This window comes from Burkholderia reimsis (assembly GCF_003294055.1).
GTDB classification, from domain to species: domain Bacteria; phylum Pseudomonadota; class Gammaproteobacteria; order Burkholderiales; family Burkholderiaceae; genus Burkholderia; species Burkholderia cepacia.
The window spans coordinates 84,980-103,673 of the sequence record NZ_QMFZ01000020.1; the positions used below are offsets into that span (position 1 = coordinate 84,980).

At 67.6% G+C, this 18,694-nt stretch carries 23 protein-coding genes and 1 riboswitch; of the genes, 10 read left to right on the top strand and 13 right to left on the bottom strand.

What is annotated here, in order from left to right; all coding sequences use genetic code 11:
• Positions 1-98: 98 nt before the first annotated feature.
• Positions 99-347 (top strand): hypothetical protein, encoded by a 249-nt coding sequence (locus tag DPV79_RS22545; protein WP_113046508.1) that lies wholly within the window; start codon positions 99-101, stop codon positions 345-347.
• 33 nt (positions 348-380) lie between these two features.
• On the opposite strand, the gene DPV79_RS22550 is transcribed toward DPV79_RS22545, so the two are convergent.
• From DPV79_RS22550 to DPV79_RS22570, 5 genes are read right to left on the bottom strand one after another with little or no spacing between them, the layout of a single operon-like run.
• Entirely contained in the window at positions 381-1,205 is an 825-nt protein-coding gene (locus DPV79_RS22550) for an SDR family NAD(P)-dependent oxidoreductase (RefSeq protein ID WP_113046509.1), read from the bottom strand.
• Positions 1,206-1,210: 5 nt separating this feature from the next.
• Positions 1,211-2,086, bottom strand: coding sequence for an SDR family NAD(P)-dependent oxidoreductase (locus DPV79_RS22555; protein WP_113046510.1), 876 nt, complete (start codon positions 2,084-2,086; stop codon positions 1,211-1,213).
• A gap of 31 nt (positions 2,087-2,117) precedes the next feature.
• Positions 2,118-3,110, bottom strand: a complete 993-nt coding sequence (locus tag DPV79_RS22560; protein ID WP_113046511.1) for an NADP-dependent oxidoreductase — start codon at positions 3,108-3,110, stop codon at positions 2,118-2,120.
• 44 nt (positions 3,111-3,154) lie between these two features.
• Positions 3,155-3,823 (bottom strand): Dabb family protein, encoded by a 669-nt coding sequence (locus tag DPV79_RS22565; protein ID WP_113046512.1) that lies wholly within the window; start codon positions 3,821-3,823, stop codon positions 3,155-3,157.
• Positions 3,813-4,157 (bottom strand): hypothetical protein, encoded by a 345-nt coding sequence (locus DPV79_RS22570; RefSeq protein WP_060277331.1) that lies wholly within the window; start codon positions 4,155-4,157, stop codon positions 3,813-3,815. The genes DPV79_RS22565 and DPV79_RS22570 overlap by 11 nt, the downstream gene beginning before the upstream one ends.
• A gap of 177 nt (positions 4,158-4,334) precedes the next feature.
• Here DPV79_RS22570 and DPV79_RS22575 point away from each other — a divergent pair, with 177 nt between their 5' ends.
• From DPV79_RS22575 to DPV79_RS22605, 7 genes are all read left to right on the top strand, one after another.
• Positions 4,335-5,393 (top strand): helix-turn-helix domain-containing protein, encoded by a 1,059-nt coding sequence (locus DPV79_RS22575; protein ID WP_113046513.1) that lies wholly within the window; start codon positions 4,335-4,337, stop codon positions 5,391-5,393.
• Positions 5,394-5,482: 89 nt separating this feature from the next.
• Positions 5,483-5,675: riboswitch (cobalamin riboswitch) on the top strand.
• Positions 5,676-6,017: 342 nt separating this feature from the next.
• Positions 6,018-7,946, top strand: a complete 1,929-nt coding sequence (locus tag DPV79_RS22580; RefSeq protein ID WP_059677557.1) for a TonB-dependent receptor domain-containing protein — start codon at positions 6,018-6,020, stop codon at positions 7,944-7,946.
• 235 nt (positions 7,947-8,181) lie between these two features.
• Complete coding sequence (locus DPV79_RS22585) at positions 8,182-8,751, top strand: YdeI/OmpD-associated family protein (RefSeq protein ID WP_111940004.1); 570 nt, start codon at positions 8,182-8,184, stop codon at positions 8,749-8,751.
• 205 nt (positions 8,752-8,956) lie between these two features.
• Positions 8,957-9,802, top strand: a complete 846-nt coding sequence (locus DPV79_RS22590; RefSeq protein WP_113046514.1) for a GNAT family N-acetyltransferase — start codon at positions 8,957-8,959, stop codon at positions 9,800-9,802.
• Positions 9,803-10,204: 402 nt separating this feature from the next.
• Entirely contained in the window at positions 10,205-10,777 is a 573-nt protein-coding gene (locus DPV79_RS22595) for a TetR/AcrR family transcriptional regulator (protein ID WP_021164256.1), read from the top strand.
• A 22-nt stretch (positions 10,778-10,799) separates the two neighbouring features.
• Complete coding sequence (locus DPV79_RS22600; protein WP_113046515.1) at positions 10,800-11,795, top strand: alpha/beta hydrolase; 996 nt, start codon at positions 10,800-10,802, stop codon at positions 11,793-11,795.
• A 19-nt stretch (positions 11,796-11,814) separates the two neighbouring features.
• Positions 11,815-12,240: a DUF6331 family protein gene (locus DPV79_RS22605; protein WP_059588872.1), complete on the top strand. Its 426-nt coding sequence runs from the start codon at positions 11,815-11,817 to the stop codon at positions 12,238-12,240.
• Here DPV79_RS22605 and DPV79_RS22610 read toward each other — a convergent pair.
• The gene (locus DPV79_RS22610) at positions 12,237-12,869 is read right to left on the bottom strand and encodes a LysE family translocator (protein ID WP_059707437.1); all 633 of its coding nucleotides are present in this window, start codon (positions 12,867-12,869) and stop codon (positions 12,237-12,239) included. The genes DPV79_RS22605 and DPV79_RS22610 overlap by 4 nt on opposite strands.
• Before the next feature lie 116 nt (positions 12,870-12,985).
• Between DPV79_RS22610 and DPV79_RS22615 the strand changes: the two genes are divergently transcribed.
• Positions 12,986-13,447, top strand: coding sequence for an Lrp/AsnC family transcriptional regulator (locus tag DPV79_RS22615; RefSeq protein WP_027791696.1), 462 nt, complete (start codon positions 12,986-12,988; stop codon positions 13,445-13,447).
• A 121-nt stretch (positions 13,448-13,568) separates the two neighbouring features.
• On the opposite strand, the gene DPV79_RS22620 is transcribed toward DPV79_RS22615, so the two are convergent.
• From DPV79_RS22620 to DPV79_RS22640, 5 genes are all read right to left on the bottom strand, one after another.
• Entirely contained in the window at positions 13,569-14,990 is a 1,422-nt protein-coding gene (locus DPV79_RS22620) for a collagen-like triple helix repeat-containing protein (RefSeq protein ID WP_208866740.1), read from the bottom strand.
• 281 nt (positions 14,991-15,271) lie between these two features.
• Positions 15,272-15,619, bottom strand: a complete 348-nt coding sequence (locus DPV79_RS22625) for a copper-binding protein (protein ID WP_113046516.1) — start codon at positions 15,617-15,619, stop codon at positions 15,272-15,274.
• Between the two features lie 66 nt (positions 15,620-15,685).
• Positions 15,686-16,477, bottom strand: coding sequence for a DUF2182 domain-containing protein (locus DPV79_RS22630; protein WP_113046517.1), 792 nt, complete (start codon positions 16,475-16,477; stop codon positions 15,686-15,688).
• The gene (locus DPV79_RS22635; protein WP_059588880.1) at positions 16,474-17,118 is read right to left on the bottom strand and encodes a DUF1326 domain-containing protein; all 645 of its coding nucleotides are present in this window, start codon (positions 17,116-17,118) and stop codon (positions 16,474-16,476) included. The genes DPV79_RS22630 and DPV79_RS22635 overlap by 4 nt, the downstream gene beginning before the upstream one ends.
• A gap of 178 nt (positions 17,119-17,296) precedes the next feature.
• Entirely contained in the window at positions 17,297-17,596 is a 300-nt protein-coding gene (locus DPV79_RS22640; RefSeq protein WP_021164379.1) for a hypothetical protein, read from the bottom strand.
• Here DPV79_RS22640 and DPV79_RS42740 point away from each other — a divergent pair.
• On the top strand, positions 17,529-17,789 hold the full coding sequence (locus DPV79_RS42740) for a hypothetical protein (RefSeq protein ID WP_165843549.1): 261 nt from the start codon (positions 17,529-17,531) through the stop codon (positions 17,787-17,789). The genes DPV79_RS22640 and DPV79_RS42740 overlap by 68 nt on opposite strands.
• Before the next feature lie 35 nt (positions 17,790-17,824).
• On the opposite strand, the gene DPV79_RS22650 is transcribed toward DPV79_RS42740, so the two are convergent.
• Together DPV79_RS22650 and DPV79_RS22655 are read right to left on the bottom strand one after the other, a co-directional pair.
• The gene (locus DPV79_RS22650) at positions 17,825-18,073 is read right to left on the bottom strand and encodes a hypothetical protein (RefSeq protein ID WP_113046519.1); all 249 of its coding nucleotides are present in this window, start codon (positions 18,071-18,073) and stop codon (positions 17,825-17,827) included.
• Between the two features lie 93 nt (positions 18,074-18,166).
• Positions 18,167-18,694, bottom strand: coding sequence for an acyltransferase (locus DPV79_RS22655; protein WP_059484853.1), 528 nt, complete (start codon positions 18,692-18,694; stop codon positions 18,167-18,169).

Here is an 18,694-nt window from a genome sequence, read left to right on the forward strand (position 1 = left end):
TCCGCGCCGCATCCCGCCGCATCGCTCCTTCACGCCGCGTTAAGTTTCGCGCCCTAGACTGATTACGTTGTCCCGCAGTCAGTCGTGAAGGAGCCACCATGAAAACGCATGCGATCGTCGCCGCCGCCCTGGCGGCCGCTTCCCTTTCGGCGTTCGCTCAACCGGGCGTGACGTCATCCGGTTTTCCCGCCGAGTCGCCGCACGACGCCGTCGCGCAAGCGACGCACCGCTCGCCCGCCGCGTTGCCGCACGCCGGCTTCATCCTCGCGAAGATCGATCAGAACAATACGCCCCCCGATCGCGGCGGCGACCCGAGCGGTCGCACGCATTCCGGCACGCACATGTGACGGCCCGCGCCGGACGCCGCTGCCGCCCGGCCCTCAGAACGACGGCAACGACGGATCGCGCGCGGCCAGAATGTCGTCGGTGCGCCGCTGCAGCGCGCCGTCGATCGTCTCCGGTTGCGGAATCAGCCAGTAGCGCCCGGCACGGATGCCGTCGAACACCCGCTCGGCGAACGCGTCGGGCGTGAGCCCGTGCGCGTTCAGCATCGAGCGCATCGTGTCGACGAAGCCGCGCACTTCGGGCCGGTCGTGCACCGCGCCGAACGGGTCGTTGAAGATGCCCGATTGCACGGGGCCAGGCGCAAGCAACGACACGCCGACCGGCGCACCGAGCATCTTCAGTTCTCCGTACAGCGATTCGGTCAGCGCGACCACCGCGAATTTCGTCGCCGAATAAGGCGACATCAGCGGGCTCGGCAGGAACCCGCCCACCGACGCGGTATTCACGATGCGCGCCGGCACGTTGCGTTCGAGCATCCGCGGCACGAAGCTGCGGATCCCGTTCAGCACGCCGTGCACGTTGATCGCGAAGCTGCGCTCGAAGCGCTCCGGCGTAATTTCCCAGCTGAAGCCGGTCGCCATCACGCCCGCGTTGTTGAACAGCAGGTCGACGCCGCCGAAGCGCTGCCACGCGGCTTCCGCCAGCGCGTCGACGGCTTCCGGCCGGCTGACGTCGGTCGGCACGCACAGCACGTCGGCGTCGAGCGTCGCGGCGAATGCGTCGAGCTTCGCCGGGTCGAGATCGGCCAGCACGACGCGCATGCCGAGCCCGGCAGCATGGCGTGCAAGCCCGCTGCCGATGCCGCTGGCCGCGCCGGTGATCACGGCGGTGCCGCCGTCGAAGCGAATCGGGTTCGTCATGTCGATCAGAGTCCTGTCGGGTCGATGTGGGGATGCGCATATGCGGGAATCACCGGCGGCGGCAGCACCGTGCGGCCGTCGAGCGAATGCACCGCGAGCTGCTGCGCGAGCGGGAAATGCAGGCTGTGCGTGACGAGGCCGGTGCGTTCGCGCGCCGGCAGGCTGCACAGCGCGAGCGCGGTTTCCGCGAGATACGCGACATCCTCGGTCGGATAGCCTTCGGGGATGTAGCGCGCGGCGCCCGGCGTGCGGATCGCCGTGCTCGGCGCGACGAGATTCACCGCGATGCCGTCGGCTTCGAGTTCGGCCGCGAGCCCCTGCGTGAAGCGCGACAGCGCCGCCTTCGCCGCCGCGTAGACGGTCGCGCCGCCCGCACGCGAGAAATCGTCGAACGGGCGCAGCGGCGGCAGCGCCGTCACCGAGCCGACGTTCACGATCCAGCCGGCGCCGCGCGCACGCATCAGCGGGATCGCGGCCTGCGCCAGCGCGAACGGAATCCGCAGATAGTGTTCGATCGTCGTGTCGAACATCGTCATCGGCATCGCGTCGACGCACGCATAATCCGCCACACCTGCGTTGTTGACGAGGATGTCGAGGCCGCCGACCGCCTGCGCCGCGCGCCCGACGAGCGCGTCGCGCTCGGCCGCGTTCGACAGGTCGGCCGCGAGCGCGATCGCGCGACCGCCCCCCTCCTCGATCAGCGCGACCGTTTCGGCGAGCGTGCCGGCGGTCGTGGCCGATTGCGCGAGGCTGCGTGCCGTCACGACGACGGTCGCGCCTTCGGATGCCAGGCGCTGCGCGATCGCACGGCCAATGCCGCGGCTTGCGCCGGTCACGAGCGCGCACTTGCCGGCCAGTACGCCGGTTCGGGTATCGGTCATCGTTGTCTCCTGTGATGGGCGTGCGGGCCGCTCAACCGGCGATATCCGCAACATGAAGCACCAGCTTCGTTTTCGCCTCGCCCGTTTGAACGAGATCGAGGGCATGGGCCGCCTGTTCGAGCGGAAATCGGTCGAAGCGCGGCACGCGCAGTGCGCGCCGCTCGAGTTGCGCCGCGATCCGGCCGAGCGTGGCGCCGCTCGGCATCCGGCTGTAGGTCATCGCGGTGCGCAGGCCGCGCCGGGCGGCTTCGGCGGCCGTCGCGGCCAGCCGCTGCGCATCGCCCGGTGCGAGCGTCATGATGTTCACCAGCGTGCCGCCCGGTGCCAGCAGGTCGAGCGCGTCGGGCAGCGTGTCGCCGCCGACCGCGTCGAGCACGAGGTCGACCCCGCCGGGCGCCCATGCGCGCAGCGCCGCCGCGATGTCCTGCGCGCGATAGTCGATGCTTGTCGCGGCGCCCAGCGATTCGACCGTCTTGCGGTTGCGCGCGGAACACGTCGCCGAGACCCGCGCGCCGGCCTGCACCGCGAGCTGGATCGCGAACGTGCCGACCGCGCCCGCGCCGCCGTGCACCAGCACGGTCTGTCCGGCCTTCAGCCCGCCGTCGTCGAACAGGCCGGCCCACGCGGCAAGCGCGGGGGTCGGCACCGTGGCGGCTTCCGCGAGGCTCACCGCGTCAGGCACGCGCACGACCGAGTCGTGACGCACCGCCACGTATTCCGCATACGCGCCCCAGCGCCCCGCGCCGACGTCGGTTTGCGCGAACACCCGCATGCCGGGCGCGAAACCGTCGACGCCGTCGCCGACCGCTTCGACCACGCCCGCCGCGTCGAAGCCGATCACGAACGGAAACGTGTACTGCATGAATGCGCCGAGGTAGCCTTCGCGGCATTTCCAGTCGGCGGGATTGACGCCCGCAAAGGCAACGCGGATCAGCACGTCGCCGGGGCCCGGCGTCGGTGCCGGCACGTCGGCCATCCGCAACGCGTCGGAATGACCGGCGCGGTCGATCAACAGGGCTCGCATCTTCGTGTCTCCAGGGGTGTTGTCGGCTTGACGTTCGCGCCGCATCACGCCGCCGTCTCGGCCAGCAGGCTCGACGCGAGCGGACAGAACGCATGCGAGATCGCATCGACGGTCCAGTCGGGGCTTTCGGCATCGAACCGGCGGTCGACCCAGCCCCAGTGATACGGATGCATCAGGTATTCGCCGAGCAGATCGCCGACGTGCGCGAATTCCTGCTGCCACACGTGTGTCCATGCGCCCGGGGTCGCGATCCGGCTCAGGCGCCAGTTGCGGATGCCGGGCATGAACGCGGGCATGCGCAGCAGTTCGCGTTCGAGCGCGGTGACCTGCTCGGCGCCGGCCTGCGGCCGCACGCGCAGCATCAGCGTGCGCCACACGCCGTCGCGCAGCGCGGGTTCGCGCAGGCCGCCGCCGATCGCGCGACACACGGCGCCGTCGATGCGCACGATGCCCGGCAGTTGCGCGAGCGCGGCGAAATCCGCCGTGCCGTCGGCCGCGCAGTCGGCCACGCAGTTGGCGGTGCCATTGGCCGCCGAATCGTCGCGCAGCACGTCGAGCGTGTAGGCGCCCGCGCCCCAACTGCCGTCCTGGTTGCGCGCCAGCGCCACGCGTTTCGCGCCGGCCAGCGCGTGCGCGGCTTCATGCAACGCACGTTCGATGCCACCGGCGTCGCAATCCGCCGACACGAACACCTGTGCCGTGTCATGCCGCATGATCGACCTCCGTCAGCGCGGGCAGCGGTGCATCGGCGTCCGCCATCACATGGCGGCGGCGCACGTCGCACAGCGCGTCGACCGCCATCCAGAAACTCACCACGCCGGCATCCGTCAGCGCGCGCATCCGGTAGTAGGCCGGCGCATCGGCCACGTGCCAGGTCAGCCACAGCGTGCTCGGCTGCCCCGGCACCGCGACGGGCGGCGACACCCAGTGGCCAGCCGCCGTCAGCCCGCGTGCCGCGTGGCCCGGCAGGTAGCGGTCGCGCAGCAGTGCAAGCACGTCGGGAATGCGCTCGGGCGCGAGCGTGATTTCGTCTACGATCTGGATCATTCGCGTGTCGTTCGTGGTCGTTCGTGGTCGTTCGTGACGGGGATCGGCGGCCGGCCTACGCCGTTCCGGCGAGGCCGCGGGCGGCCGGCGTGGATAGCATTCTTGCGTGGCGGCGATGAGCGGGCCCCTACCGGCCCGCTCACCGGCCCCTGTCGCAACGATCAGATCGGGAAACTCATGAAACAGCGCGCCATGCCGGCCCGCGGCCGTATCCTGCCGGGCCTCGGCGCGCGCCTGCTGAGCGAACTCACGCGCAGCGGCGCGCAGCCGGCCGACCGCGATGCGCAGCCACCTCGACCGGCGACGACACCGGGCGATTTCGTCGCGCTGTACCGCGACGCGATCGAGCGGCTCGAGGCGCGGGTCGCGCGCGGCGACGGTCACCCGCCGATGCGCAAGCGCGAAGTCGACCTGATGTGCCGCTGCCTGCTGAGTTGCGCGACGCTCGCCGACGCGATCCGCTGTGCGGCCGAGTTCTGCGAAATGCTGCAGCCGCGCGCCGGTCACCTGACGCTTGCGGTGCGCGACGGGCGTGCGCTGTTCCGGATGGATTCGCTGCGGCGTACGCGCAGCCCGGCCGCGTGCCTGGTCGACCTGACCGGGCTGTTCTGCTACCTGCAGTTGTTCGGCTGGCTGATCGGGCAGCCGTTGCGGCCGACCGACGTGTGGCTCGGCCATCCGCGCCGCGACGACGCGATGCCGTTGCTCGGACTGTTCAATGCGCCGGTTGAAGTGGGCCGCAAGACCTACGGTTTCGCGTTCGATGCGGCGCGACTCGCGTGCCACGTGATCCGGCAGCCGGCCGAGCTCGACGCGTTTCTCGTCGATTTTCCGTTTCGCCTGATCGATGCGGCACCGGCCGTCGTGTCGTGGACGCAGCAGGTGCGCGGTTTCCTCGATGCGGCACTCGCGCATGAACAGGCGTTGCCGATGCTCGCCGAACTGGCCGCGTGGCTCGGCGTCAGCGAGGCGACGATGCGGCGGCGGCTGACGGCCGAGCACACCGGTTATCACGCGCTGAAGGAGCAATGTCTCGCCGAAGCCGCGCAACGCTGCCTGCGTGAATCGGACTGGCCGGTCGCGCGGATTGCCGCGCATCTCGGGTTCGGCGGCGAGGAGGCGTTTCGCCGCGCGTTCGTCCGGTGGACAGGAGTCGCGCCGAGCCGGTTCAGGCGCGATCGCACGGCTTCGAACCACCCTGTTTCATCAGACATGAAACGCAGCGCCGACGCATGAAAGAAAGGATTTCGAAAGGATTTGCCCGGCAATGACGTTTTTTCGCATCCCTGCGTCGCCGGATATTTGACGTAGCGGCGCGCACGCCATTACCCTTGCGCGCTGATGGTGCCCGGAGACGGGATCAAAAGGGAACGCAGGAGAGGCCATGCCTCGAATCTGCGGCTGCCCCCGCAACTGTGAGCGGTGAATTCGTGCCACTGCGTGCCACTGGGAAACCGGGAAGGCCCGCACGAATGACGACCCGCGAGCCAGGAGACCTGCCATCGACCCGAGGTCCAGGCAGCCGCACCGGGCGGGGTGTCCCGGCGCGCCAGGCACCGCCGTTGGCGGTCGCCCGCTGCATGGACGGCCCGACCTCAGGATCCGCCCGATGTCCATCGTTACCGCATCCGCTTCCGCACCGGAAGCGCCGCGCCGGCACGCCGCCGGCCTGCACGGCCCGCACGCACGCGCGTGCCGTCCCCCATCGACTGCGTCTGCTGGCGTGCGCCGCGCCGACGCCCGTGAAACCGGCCTGCCCGGCCCGGTCGCGCGATAACCCGATCACCGATAACAAGACCGGTGCTGCCCGCCGCCCGTTCACGATCGACGCCAGCGCAGCCCGACGACAACGACAGCCTCATGAAGATTCGACACCTCCTTGCCACGTCCGCCGCGACCGCGCTCCTCTCGCCCCTCGCCCACGCCGCTAGCGACACCGCGGTTTCGCAACCGGCCCCGGCCGCCGAAGGCACCGACCTGCCGACGATCAACGTGACCGACACGCGGCGCCTGCCCGAGTCGTTCGACCAGCGTTATGCGACGACCCAGGTGCTCACGCGCACCGATCTCGACCGGCTGTCGCCGAGCGACCCGAGCATCACGCAGGCGCTTGCGACGCTGCCCGGCGTGACCGTCTCGCAGAACGGCGGCCCCGGTTCGTCCGCGTCGGTCAGCATCCGCGGCTCGTCGGCCAACCAGGTCGCCGTGTTCATCGACGGCATCCGGATCGGCTCGCCGACCACCGGCATCGCGCCGTGGGCCGACTTGCCGACCGAAGCGTTCGAACGCGTGGAAGTGATTTCGGGGCCGGCTGCCGCGTCGTTCGGCGCCAATGCGATGGGCGGCGTCGTGCAGCTCTTCACGCGCCGCGCCGCCAACCAGCCGAACCAGACGACCGTGTCGTTCGGCGGCGGGTCGAACAAGACGTTCGACACGCAGCTCCGCACGTCGGGCACGGTGCCGTCGACCGGGCCGCTCGCCGCGCTCGGCGGGCTCACCTACTCGCTCGGCCTGCGCTCGTACAACACGGCCGGCATCGACTCGACGCGGCCCGTGCTGCCGTACCATGAGGCCGGCCGCAACCCGTACCACGCGCAGGATCTCGATGCGCGCCTCGGCTACGCGCGCGACAACTGGTCGATCTCGACGTTCGCGCTGTATCACCGGTCCGATCTGTCCTACGACAACAGCGGTTATGCGAACCGCCAGCTCGATCATCAGCTGACGACCGGTATCGCGTTCCATCTCGACATCACACCCGACACGCAGTTCGACCAGTCGTTCGGTTATGCGAACGATCGCCAGTTCCTCTACGCGAGCGATCCGGCCATCCCGACCGACCAGATCAATTCGCAGCGCATCAGCACGTCGACGTCGTTGACGCATCAGGAACGCGGGTTCCACCTGTTCGGGCTGCCGCTGTCGGGCGAGACCAAGCTCGCGTACGACTTCACGCGCGAGCAGGCGTTCCTGCCGGTCGATATGCCGGGCGGCATACCGACGCGCAACGATTCCGCGTTCTCGCTGCATCAGTCGGCGACGCTCGGCAGCGTGACGATGTTCCTCGCGGGGCGCCATGAAATCATCGCCGGGCAGTCGGTGAATACGGGTAACGCGGCGCTGTCGTGGGCGATCACGCCGGTGTATACGGCGCGCGTGTCGTACGGCAATGCGTTCAAGCTGCCGACGTTCAACGACCTGTACTACCCCGGCTACGGCAATCCGGATCTCAGCCCGGAACGCAACACGTCGGTCGAGGCCGCGGTCGATGCGAACACGTCGTACGGTACGTTCACGGCCGCGATCTACGACACGCGGGTCACCAACCTGATCGCGTACAACCCGGCGACGTTCTCGCCGATGAACATCGGTCGCGCGCATATTCGCGGCATCGACCTGTCGTACAAGGGGACGATCGGCCGCTCGACGCCGGTGAGCGTCGCGGTCGGGATCCTGAATCCGCAGGACGAGACCAACGACTCCTGGCTCAGCCGCCGTCCGCGCCAGACGGTCAGCATCAACATCGATCACACGTGGGATGAACTCCACCTGCATGCGTTGAGCACGGGGGCGTCGCTGCTTTACGGCGGCACGACGTTCGACGATCCGGCCAACTCGACCTATCTGCCGTCGTACCTGACGGTGGGCCTGCGCGCGTCGTACCGGATCAATTCGCACCTGACGGTGTCGGCGACGGTGTCGAACCTGTTCGACCGGCAGTACATGACCGCGTATGGATACAACACGCTTGGCCGGACGGCGTTCGGGAAGGTGAGTTACACGTTCTGACGGGTGAATGAGGAGGCCTTGGCGCGGTGGGCGGCAAGGTCTCCCGTCGGGAAGCAGAGTTCGATGCTTCCGTCACCGGGTATGGGAAACGGTATTCCGCCCCAAACCCGTCGACGGGCTGGTGACTGCGGATCTGCCGGTCTTTCGGTCGCGCCACGGGCGTCAATGTCCGTATCAACACTGTTAGACTGCGGACGCCTTCCCCGTAGATGTACTCACCATTCAGGACATCGACATGACCGAATGCACGCTCACGTTTGCCAGTCAGATCGAATGGGAAAGCTGGTTAGGGGAAAACGGCAGCACGTCAACCGGCGCATGGCTGCGTCTCGCGAAAAAAGGCACCGGGCAGCGAACCGTCACCTACGAACAGGCGCTGGAAAGCGCCCTCTGCCATGGCTGGATCGATGGTCAAAAGCGGGCCGGGAACGACCAATACTGGTTACAACGTTTCACCCCACGCACTGCCAAAAGCCTGTGGTCGCAACTCAACAAGGACCGGGCTGAAGCACTGATCGCCGCAGGCAGAATGCGCCCGCCCGGCATGGGCGAAATCGAGAAGGCCAGGAAGGACGGCCGCTGGAACGCTGCTTATACGTCGGCCAGCAACTCGACGGTGCCGGACGACCTGCAGGCGGCTCTGGACGCCAACCCCGGAGCCGGAAAATTCTTCGCAACCCTGAACAGCCGCAACCGCTACGCGATCCTGTATCGCATACAGAATGCCAAAAAGCCCGAAACAAGGGCGCGCAAAATCGGGGAGTTCATCGACATGCTGCTGCGTGGCGAAACCTTCCATCCATGAATTTTTCACCGACGGAGATTTTCCCGAACGTGGGGGGATATATCCCATCTCGGCCGCTTCGGCTCGGCATCGGTCATCACACACTCGTTCCATTCTTCGGACTATGATGATCCGGCCGACAGCCACGGGGCTGCCGGCCCACGCTTCCTCGATGCATTTCACGTAACGCAACGCGCATTCCCGAGCGCAGCGACCGGGGTGAATCATGGATCAACACGAAGACTTCATCGTGCGCACCATGTCGGCCGACGAGGTAGCCATGTCGATCGAATGGGCAGCGGCGGAAGGCTGGAACCCGGGCCTGCATGATCCTTCCTGTTTCCGGGAAGCGGACCCGGCCGGGTTCTTCGTCGGCGTCTGGCGTGGCGAGCCCGTCGCGTGCCTCGCCGCCGTCGCCTACGACGAACGCTTTGGTTTCATCGGCCTCTACATCGTGAAACCCGGGTTTCGCGGCAAGGGCTTCGGCATCCGAATCTGGCAGCACGGCATGCGTTACCTCGCCGATCGCAACATCGGGCTCGATGGTGTCGTGGCCCAGCAGGCGAACTACCGGAAGTCCGGATTCGCGCTCGCGTACCGCAACATCCGCTATCAGGGGCGCGTGGACGGCATCGGGTGCGCGCACGTGACCGCCGCGGCCGACGTGCCGTTCGAGCAGTTGCTCGCCTACGACCGCCAGTGCTTTCCAGCGGCACGCGCACGTTTCGTCTCCGCGTGGATCGCGCAGCCGGATGCCGTGGCGCTCGTGACCGTCGACGCCGGCCGTATCGCCGGATACGGTGTCGTGCGACGCTGCAAGGCGGGCTGCAAGGTCGGCCCGCTGTTCGCCGACGACGCAGGCGTTGCCACCGGGCTGTTTCGCGCGCTGGCCGCGCGCATGCCCGGCGAGGTCATCGTGCTCGACGTGCCGGAAACGAACCCCGCAGCCGTCGCGCTGGCGGAACGGCACGGCATGACGAGCGTCTTCGAAACCGCGCGGATGTACACGAAAGACGCGCCGCCGATTGCAATCGATCGCGTGTTTGGGGTGACGTCGTTCGAGCTGGGGTAATCGTCACGAACAGGGCTGGCGCCCAAGTCGCTACGCGATGCAACGTCAGCAAGCGTGGCTGGGTAATTCCGCCCTCTACGGCCCTTGTACGGCAGGTACGGGCATCGTGCGGGCATCAACGGGCCACCCGTCGGAACGGGTGATGCGCAGACGACGCAGATCCCGATCGCCGCGACAGCCGGGTGGATATGGCTTACATGCCCGGCACGTGTTTGTCTCCGCTTCCTGACACACGACACCCGACCAAAGCGGCCATCCCCGATCACATGAAGCCATAGCGCTTCGACGCAGCGGAACACGTCACCCCAATGACGCACAGGCAGAACCGGCACGCCCGGAAAATTGACATCCCCACCGAACCTAATACAATTAGCCTTTTGACTAACTTGAGTAGCATCCGTCATGGCACGCGCCGGCATCACCCTGGACAAACTCGTCGAAGCCGGCGCACAGCTCGCCGATGAGACCGGCTTCGAGCACCTGACCGGCGCAGCGCTCGCGCGTCACTTCGACGTCAAGCTCGCCAGCCTGTACTCCCATGTCCCGAGTTTCGACGATCTCAAGAGCCGGATCGCACTCTTCGCGCTGCGGGAACTCGCCGATCGCGCAACCGAAGCACTGGCCGGCCGTACCGCCAAGGACGCGCTGACAGCGCTCGCCAACGTCTATCGCGACTACGCGCGCGAGCACCCCGGCCGTTTTGCAGCCGCGCGCCACCCGCTGAGCGTCGAGCGCGCCACTGAAAGCGCCGGCGGCCGGCTCGTGAGGATGACCTCGGCCGTGCTGCGCAGCTACGACATGCCGGAAGCCGAGCAGCCACATGCGATCCGCCTGCTCGGCGGCTTTTTCATGGGCTACGTCACACTCGAAAGCGCCGGCGGGTTCTCGCACAGCGCACCGGCTTCCGACGCGTCGTGGTTGCGCAGTCTCGATGCGCTGGACGTGATGCTGCGCCACTGGCCTTGCGCCGCATGACTCGCCCGACGGAGCTGAATCGATGAAAGACCAACCCGACGGCGTGGTCCTGCCGAGCCGTGTCGTCCCCTTCCCGGCCTCGATCAGCGACGAGGCGCGAGCCGCGTTGCAACGGCTGGTCGGCAGCGACGGCGTGCCGCTGAACGCGCTGCACGTGATGCCTGCCCCGGACGATTTCGACGCATGGATGCGCGTGAAGGCGGCCGCCGACGCGCACTACGCGGCGGCCGTCGAGCAGCTCGGCGGTCATCTGCGTTCAAGCGTGGAGACGATCCGGGCCGGCGCTGCGGACGTGCACGTCGCCACGCCCGAGGCAATGGCTTCCGGCGAATGCGCGTACATCGACCTGCATGGCGGTGCGCTGGTTCTCGGCGGCGGCGCCGCATGCCGTGCCGGCGCGCAGATGCAAGCCGACCGGCTCGGCATTCGATGCTACGGCGTCGACTATCGCCTGCCGCCCGAACATCCGTATCCGGCCGCACTCGACGATTGCATCGCCGCGTATGCGTACGTGCTGGAGCGCTACGCACCGGAAAACATCGTCATCGGCGGGCGCTCGGCGGGCGGCAACCTCGCCGCCGCGATGGTGCTGCGCGCCCGCGACGAAGGGCTGCCGCTGCCGGCCGCGCTGGTACTGCTGTCGCCGGAAGTCGACCTGACCGAATCCGGCGACAGCTTCGAAACCAACCGCCTCGTCGACGTGGTGTTGCCGACGTCGCTGATGCCGAACAACCTGCTCTACGCGAACGGCGCCGATCTCGCGCATCCGTATCTGTCGCCGCTGTTCGGCGATTTCGCTGCCGGTTTCCCGCCGACCTTCATCCAGAGCGGCACGCGCGACCTGTTCCTGTCGAACGCGGTCCGCCTGCACCGCGCATTGCGGCGCGCGCAGGTGCCGACCGAGCTTCACCTGTTCGAAGGCATGCCGCATGGCGGGTTCATGGGCGCGCCCGAGGACATGGAACTGGGCCAGGAAATCGAGCGCTTCGTGCGCGCGCATTTGCCTGCATTGAATTGAATCCGTCGAGCGTCGGACGATGAACGGCAAACCCCACAAGGACGACATCGGCATCGGCCCGGATCGCTGGATCGAATTCGGCGATCTGTCGGGCGGGCAGGCGCAGGCGGTCGCGATCGATCCCTGTCTGGCCGGGGTCATGTCGTTGATCGATGCACTGGAGACGGACTGTGTCGCCGAATGCTGCGGCATCGACGCATTCGGTTTCTGGCCGGACGAGATCGCGGTTGCCGTGAGTACGCTCGATCGCGCCGCGCTGGCACGGCTCGCCGACGATCTGCTGTCGGTTCAGCGTGCGATCGACGCGTTGCCGGCCGATCTCGTCGTCAGCACGCGGATGAACCAGTTTTTCAGGAAGGCGGTGTTAGTCGAGTTGCTCGCGCATATCCGGACGACTATCGACGCGATCCGGTCGCAGCGCGATGCGCGCGACGCCTCGGCCTAAATGACGGCGCGCACGCCCGCAACCACCTGAATCACGCCGAACACCGCGACGACCGCGGCCGACACGCGCGACAGCCCGTGCATGAACGCGAACGACATCCGCGTGCGCAGCGCGGCGGTCGTACCGCTCAGGCACAGCCACCACGTCGCGGAGCCGATGAACACACCGGCGACCATCAGCGCCACGGCCGGCCACATCGCGCCTTCCCGCGCTCCCGTCAGCGGGCCGAGCGCCGCGAAGATCCCGACGAACGACAGGATCGTCATCGGGTTCGACAGCGTCAGGCCGAACGTCGTCAGGAAGTCGCGCAGGACGGTCGTGCGCGGCAGGTCGCGTTGCGCCGTCGACGCGGCCGGCGCCTGGCGCGCGATGGTCCAAGCCAGCCACACGAGAAATGCGCCACCGGCGATTTTCAACCCGACGGTCAGCATCGGGAACGCCGTGACGATACCCGCGATGCCGAGCGCACCGAGCAGGCCATAGATCGCATCGGCGCACGCGGCGCCGACGCCCGTCGCGAATCCCGCCTGAAAACCGCGGCTCAGGCTGCGCTGGATGCACAGCATGCCGATCGGGCCGACCGGCACCGCGATCGACAGCCCCATGACGACGGACTTGATGAACAGCATCGCCTGCTCCTTGCGACTTGTGACGCGTTGAACAGGCATCGTAGGGAAAGTCCGGTCATCGCTGAATGCGGTTTTTAAGGAAAAATGGCGACTCCACCTTAAAAAATTCCACCGCGATGGACGATCTGGACTGGAAGGTACTGGCGCTGCTGCAGGCCAACGGCCGCATCAGCTACACGGAACTGGCGCGCCAGGTGCACCTGTCGGTGCCGGCGGTGACGGAGCGCGTGAAGCGCCTCGAAGCGGCCGGCGTCGTCGAGGGCTACACCGCGCGGATCAATCCTGCCGCCGCCGGCTATCCGGTCAGCGCGCTGATCGGCATCACGGTGCCGCAACCGGCGAAAGCGAAATTCCTCCGGTTGCTGGAGACGATTCCCGAAGTCGTCGAATGCCATCACGTGACGGGCGCGGACTCGTATGTGATGCGACTCGTCGCGATCAGCATGACCCATCTCGAACAACTGATCGAACGCATCAACCTGTACGGCGAAACACGCACGTCGATCGTGATGTCAACGCCGCTGCCCGCACGCGGATTGGCGCGGCCGCCGTCGCCGCGCGACATCGTTCGCGATTGACGCATCGAGCGGCCCCGCCCGGTCCGCTTTCCGCGGGAGACCATCAAGAAACCCGGCCGGCGGTAACCGGCGGCCACTCTTCATCTGGCCGGTTACCGCCGTGACGATCCGGACCGATCGGCTACTTGCCGGCCACGCCGCCAAGCAGGCCGCCCACCAGCCCCGTAATGGGCGCGAGCGGATTGGCGAGCGCACCCAGCGGCGAGCCGCCGTCCGCGCCGGTCGCGGAACCGTTGTGAACGGTCGCCGGCATGCCGCCGACCACGCTCGTCACCAGGCCCGCCACCGGCACCGCGCCGTTCGCGCCGCTCGGGTTCACGAGGCCGCCCACATTGGTCACGGTGTTGCCGACCGCGCGAACGAGCCCGCCGACGCCGCCGACCAGCGGCTGGGGCGACGTGGACGTCACCTTCCATCCCGCCGACGTGATCGCGCCGCCGATCTGTCCGAGCAGGCCCGCGACCGGCTGCCCGAGGCCGGTCGCCGTGCCGACCTGCTGCGTGATCTGGCCGACGGTCGTGACGAGCGGCGTGATCGCGGTGCTGATCGCCTGCGTCGTCTGCTGGACCGGGGCCGACGACAGGGCCGAGCCGAGCATGGTGCCGCCCGTCTTGATGCCGCCGGACACGGTGTCGAGCAGGCCGCCGACCGGGGTTGTGAGCGGCGCCAATGGCGACAGCGGGCCGGTGCCGAGCGCCTTCACCGTGTCGCCGAGGCCGGCGACCGGATTGCCGACCGAGCCGACGATGGAGCCGAGCCCGGCGACCGTCGTGCCGACGGGGTTCGCCGTGAAACCGGTCTGGCCGATGCCGTTGCTCACAGCGTTCGACGTGTCGCGGATGATCGTGCCCACACCCGTGACCGTGTTGCCGAGGCCGGTGGTCACGCCGTTGCCCACTCCCGGCGGATTCGCTTCACTGATCGTGGCGCCGGCGGCCATGACGACCGCCCCGACGGAACTGATGATGCCGTTCGTGCCGGGGGTTCCGCTGGTGCCGCTTGTGCCGCCGGTTCCGCTCGTGCCGCTGGTTCCGCTCGTGCCGCTGGTTCCACTCGTGCCACTGGTTCCGCTCGTGCCACTGGTTCCGCTGGTCCCACTCGTTCCGCTAGTCCCACTCGTTCCGCTAGTCCCACTCGTTCCGCTGGTCCCCCTTGTTCCGCTGGTCCCGCTTGTTCCGCTGGTCCCGCTCGTGCCGCTGGTCCCACTCGTTCCGCTGGTCCCACTCGTGCCGCTGGTTCCGCTCGTGCCGCTGGTCCCACTCGTGCCGCTGGTTCCGCTCGTGCCACTGGTCCCACTCGTGCCGCTGGTTCCGCTCGTGCCACTGGTCCCACTCGTCCCGCTGGTTCCACTCGTACCACTCGTACCACTCGTGCCACTCGTCCCACTCGTCCCGCTGGTCCCACCCGTCCCGCTCGTACTCGTTCCGATGTTGTTGCCACCCGGCTTCGGCGCCGTGACATCGCTGCCGCCGCACGCCGCCAGCGCACACGCCGCGGCAATCGCGGCGAGCGCAACGTTCGCCTTGATGAAATGATTTTGCATGGAAGCCCCCGTCTGCAATTCAGCGCGATCCTTCCTGCAAGCATCTACCGTGCCATGCCCGTCGGTTCCGGTAACGATCCCGCCGCCGCACCGCAGCGCCCCTGCCGACGCCATACTCCCGCGCAGCACATCGCCCGCGCCTCCACCCGCGGCGTTCAATCCGGCCGTGCGTTCCGGCAGCATCGACGTAACACCGATCCGGCGTTACGTAGCACGACTCCCAAAAAAACGGCCGGGACCGCACACCGCCGGTCCCGGCACATTGCACATGCCACGCGTCGTCACGGACGCTTCACGATCTTCACAATCGTAAGCGTGCCGTTCACGCTTTCGACGCGCACCCTGACCTTGTCGTCGACATGAAGCGACGTCAGCATCGCAGCATCCTCGACCTTGAACGCCATCGTCATCGGCGGCATCCCGACGTTGTCGAGCGCGCCATGCTTCAACATGACCAGCCCGCGCCCGGCATCGATCTCCTTGACCTCGGCATAGGTCAGCGCCGCATCCGGCACCGACATCTTCGAACGCCCCATGCTCATCGCAGGCATGTCGCTGCCCGCGAACGCCGGCATCGCGACGACTGCCGCCGCGCACCACGCGGCGAAAGCGTGAAAGCAGGTCTTCATCGATCGTCCCCCGCAGCCCCGAAGACATTTCCGTTGTTCATCGAAGCCGCGACGCGGATGCCCGGCTCAAACGAACAACGTCGCACCGGCCCATGCGATCAGCACGACGCCCAGCACGCGCCCGGCGCGCTCGCCGCCGGGCAGGACTTTTTCCGCGAACACGAACACCGACAGCGCGGCGATCCACACGACGTTCATCACGCCGCCGACGAACAGCAGCGCCATCAGCAACCCGCAGCACCCGACGCAATACATCCCGTGTCGCGCACCGAGCAGGAAACTGCCGGCGATGCCCGGACGCCAGTGCGCAACCAGAAAGGCCGCCGGCGCGCGGCATTGCCGAAGGCATGCACGTTTCAGCGGCGAGAATTGATAGAGCCCGGCCAGCGCGAGCACGGCCGCGGAAAGCACCGCACTCTTCGACCACAGCATCATCGCGGAGATCAGCCCGGCCGGCTGCAGCAGTTGCTGGAGCAACGCCGCGCCGACCGAGAACGCGAACCACGCGGCCAGATAGCCGGCCAGCAGCGACAGCGACGTCAACGCAGCCGCCGAGCCGTCCGCGCCGCGATGTCTGAGCACGCGCCGGTACAGCATCACGAGCGGCGCCGCGCTGGGCGTCATCATCGCGATCATCATCACCCACCACATCGCGATCACGGTCGGCAGCGACGGATCCATGCTGCCCATGTCGCCCGTCAGCCGATGCGGAAAGAGCGCGATCGCCGTCATCTGCAGCGCCGACATGCCGGTGCCCGCGCCGGTCCACAGGTAGAACCAGCACACGCCGACGAGCGCGGCCATGCCGAGCAGCGTGACGACGCGCTCGCGCCCGAGCCAGGTGTCGAACGGGGTCATGCCGCCGCGCGATGCCGGATCAGCCCGTGGTTGTTCAGGTGCAGCCGCGCGAACTGCGCATAGGTTCCGTCGAGGTTCAGCACGATGTTGCCTTGCGAGCGCCCGGTGCCCGAACCGATCTCGGCGAGTTCGTACTCGAAACCGTTCGGCAGGTCGATCCGCGCGCGATGCTCGGCACCCGTCACCGGGTTGCGGATCGGATCGCCCGCGACGTCGAACACGCCGTCGACATGAATCCGGCCGTGCCGCGCATCGACATCGACGTCGAAATCGATCTTCGTGAAGATCGGCTCGAACGCGTGCTCGAGCGTCGACGCGAATACCGCGAACATCGTCGCAAACGGATCGGTATCCTGACCGGTCATGATCTTCAGCACCGCTTCGCGCTGCGCCGGACTCGCGCGCTCGTCGACGATCGGCTGACACTTGCCACGGCCTTCGTGGACCGCCCCCGGCCACTGAAACACGACCGCGATCCTGACGCCGTCGAGCACCACGTCGCCATGGTGGCCGCTGTCGATCGAAATCGCACCCATTGCTTCGCATCCGCCGTGGGTCGGCGGTGCATTGAACTGGCAAGGACATCCGTATGAGCAATTGCAGCTCATCATTTCGGTGCCCTGAATCTCCCACGGCGTCATGGCTTCACCTCGCGCGCTGTAACACATGAACGCTTCGAATCTAGTGCACGGCATCGGGGAAATCAAAGCTGGAACGGATGACCGATACGACGGGAGAAACCCTCGAATTCCGGTGGCGCGCATGGCGCGCCGACCGGCTCGCGGACGGCCGCTCAGATCCAGACGTCACGCCCGCACGTCACACGACCAGCGACGCGACGATCGCACACCACACGGCACTTGCGCCGCACAGAAACACGCGCCGCGCGACGAGCATCCGCGACTCGTCGCCGGCGGTCTTCATCGGCGAAGTCGCGAGAAAAGGCACGCTGGCGAGGCACGCGAAACCCGCGAGCGCGAGCACGATCACGACGTAATCGCCGAACCGCCAGGGCAACGGCTCGTGCAATCCCCAGTAGCCGAGAAACAGCATGCCCATCGAAAACATCGTCGCGGCGGCCGAACTGAGCGCGACCACCGATCCCGTCGGAAATTGCATGGGAGCCTCCCCTCGCGCAGCGTGTGCGACGCCGGATCATTATCCCGGCGCGGAGGGGAAAAGCACAACGCCGGCCGGCCGCAGCCCGCGCGGCGCGCGCTCGAGCAACGATACGCCGGTCGCCTCCTCGAGCAGCCGCAGATGCGTGTCGATCGCGGACGGCGCGGCGCCGATGATCGTTGTCACGGATTGACAGAAACCGGATTCGCGCGACAGAACTACCCGCCTTCAACCCGGCTTCTTCGTGGCCTGCACGACGGAAATCCAGCCCACCACCGCCGCGGCGACCCAGCAACAGGCGATCATCAGGTCGAGATCCATCCAGCCTTCGAAATTCGCGCTGTTTTCGAAGCTGCAGCGCTGATGGCCCCTGACCCACACGCAGCCGCTGATGAGCTGCTGGACGTGCATATAAACGCTGTAGACGGCAAAAGCCGACGCGATGACCGTAAGCCGCAAACGGACGTTCTTTTTCATGTGACGCGAATGCCGGTGGAAAGCCAGTGCCGATCTTACGGCAACGGCAACCTGCCCGGCAATCCGTCGCATCCTGCCCCGGATTCCTTCCGCTCACGCGTCGATCCGCCTGATCGTCCTCAGGCAATCCGCTGCCAGCTGCTGATAAATCCGCGTGCCGTTCGCCTTCGCGTCGATCTCCGCGCCGCTCAGCCGACGCACGACCCGCCCCGGCATGCCCGCGAGCAGCACGCCGCGCGGCACGTCATAGCCGGCCTTCACGAATGCGCACGCGGCAACGATCGTCGTGGAGCCGATGGTCGCGCCGTCCATCACGACCGCATTCATTCCGATCATCGTGTCGGGTTCGAGCGTCGCGCCATGCACGATCGCGCCGTGACCGATGTGGCTGTTGACGCCGAGCCGGCACGTCTCGCCGATCCCGACGTGCAGCACGCAGCCATCCTGCACGTTGCTGCCGTCCTCGACGACGATCGCACCGAAGTCGCCGCGCAGGCTCGCATGCGGGCCGATGTAGCAGCGCGCGCCGATCGTCACGTCGCCGATCACGACCGCGCTCGGGTCGACGTACGCGGACGGATCGACGCGCGGCCGCATCCCGTTGAATTCGAACAGCGGCAT

Bases quoted from the DNA above. Each gene is read 5' to 3' on its own strand.
- DPV79_RS22545 (WP_113046508.1), top strand. From the start codon at position 99: ATGAAAACGCATGCGATCGTCGCCGCCGCCCTGGCGGCCGCTTCCCTT.
- DPV79_RS22550 (WP_113046509.1), bottom strand. From the start codon at position 1,205: ATGACGAACCCGATTCGCTTCGACGGCGGCACCGCCGTGATCACCGGC.
- DPV79_RS22555 (WP_113046510.1), bottom strand. From the start codon at position 2,086: ATGACCGATACCCGAACCGGCGTACTGGCCGGCAAGTGCGCGCTCGTG.
- DPV79_RS22560 (WP_113046511.1), bottom strand. From the start codon at position 3,110: ATGCGAGCCCTGTTGATCGACCGCGCCGGTCATTCCGACGCGTTGCGG.
- DPV79_RS22565 (WP_113046512.1), bottom strand. From the start codon at position 3,823: ATGCGGCATGACACGGCACAGGTGTTCGTGTCGGCGGATTGCGACGCC.
- DPV79_RS22570 (WP_060277331.1), bottom strand. From the start codon at position 4,157: ATGATCCAGATCGTAGACGAAATCACGCTCGCGCCCGAGCGCATTCCC.
- DPV79_RS22575 (WP_113046513.1), top strand. From the start codon at position 4,335: ATGAAACAGCGCGCCATGCCGGCCCGCGGCCGTATCCTGCCGGGCCTC.
- DPV79_RS22580 (WP_059677557.1), top strand. From the start codon at position 6,018: ATGAAGATTCGACACCTCCTTGCCACGTCCGCCGCGACCGCGCTCCTC.
- DPV79_RS22585 (WP_111940004.1), top strand. From the start codon at position 8,182: ATGACCGAATGCACGCTCACGTTTGCCAGTCAGATCGAATGGGAAAGC.
- DPV79_RS22590 (WP_113046514.1), top strand. From the start codon at position 8,957: ATGGATCAACACGAAGACTTCATCGTGCGCACCATGTCGGCCGACGAG.
- DPV79_RS22595 (WP_021164256.1), top strand. From the start codon at position 10,205: ATGGCACGCGCCGGCATCACCCTGGACAAACTCGTCGAAGCCGGCGCA.
- DPV79_RS22600 (WP_113046515.1), top strand. From the start codon at position 10,800: ATGAAAGACCAACCCGACGGCGTGGTCCTGCCGAGCCGTGTCGTCCCC.
- DPV79_RS22605 (WP_059588872.1), top strand. From the start codon at position 11,815: ATGAACGGCAAACCCCACAAGGACGACATCGGCATCGGCCCGGATCGC.
- DPV79_RS22610 (WP_059707437.1), bottom strand. From the start codon at position 12,869: ATGCTGTTCATCAAGTCCGTCGTCATGGGGCTGTCGATCGCGGTGCCG.
- DPV79_RS22615 (WP_027791696.1), top strand. From the start codon at position 12,986: ATGGACGATCTGGACTGGAAGGTACTGGCGCTGCTGCAGGCCAACGGC.
- DPV79_RS22620 (WP_208866740.1), bottom strand. From the start codon at position 14,990: ATGCAAAATCATTTCATCAAGGCGAACGTTGCGCTCGCCGCGATTGCC.
- DPV79_RS22625 (WP_113046516.1), bottom strand. From the start codon at position 15,619: ATGAAGACCTGCTTTCACGCTTTCGCCGCGTGGTGCGCGGCGGCAGTC.
- DPV79_RS22630 (WP_113046517.1), bottom strand. From the start codon at position 16,477: ATGACCCCGTTCGACACCTGGCTCGGGCGCGAGCGCGTCGTCACGCTG.
- DPV79_RS22635 (WP_059588880.1), bottom strand. From the start codon at position 17,118: ATGACGCCGTGGGAGATTCAGGGCACCGAAATGATGAGCTGCAATTGC.
- DPV79_RS42740 (WP_165843549.1), top strand. From the start codon at position 17,529: ATGCCCATCGAAAACATCGTCGCGGCGGCCGAACTGAGCGCGACCACC.
- DPV79_RS22640 (WP_021164379.1), bottom strand. From the start codon at position 17,596: ATGCAATTTCCGACGGGATCGGTGGTCGCGCTCAGTTCGGCCGCCGCG.
- DPV79_RS22650 (WP_113046519.1), bottom strand. From the start codon at position 18,073: ATGAAAAAGAACGTCCGTTTGCGGCTTACGGTCATCGCGTCGGCTTTT.
- DPV79_RS22655 (WP_059484853.1), bottom strand. From the start codon at position 18,694: ATGCCGCTGTTCGAATTCAACGGGATGCGGCCGCGCGTCGATCCGTCC.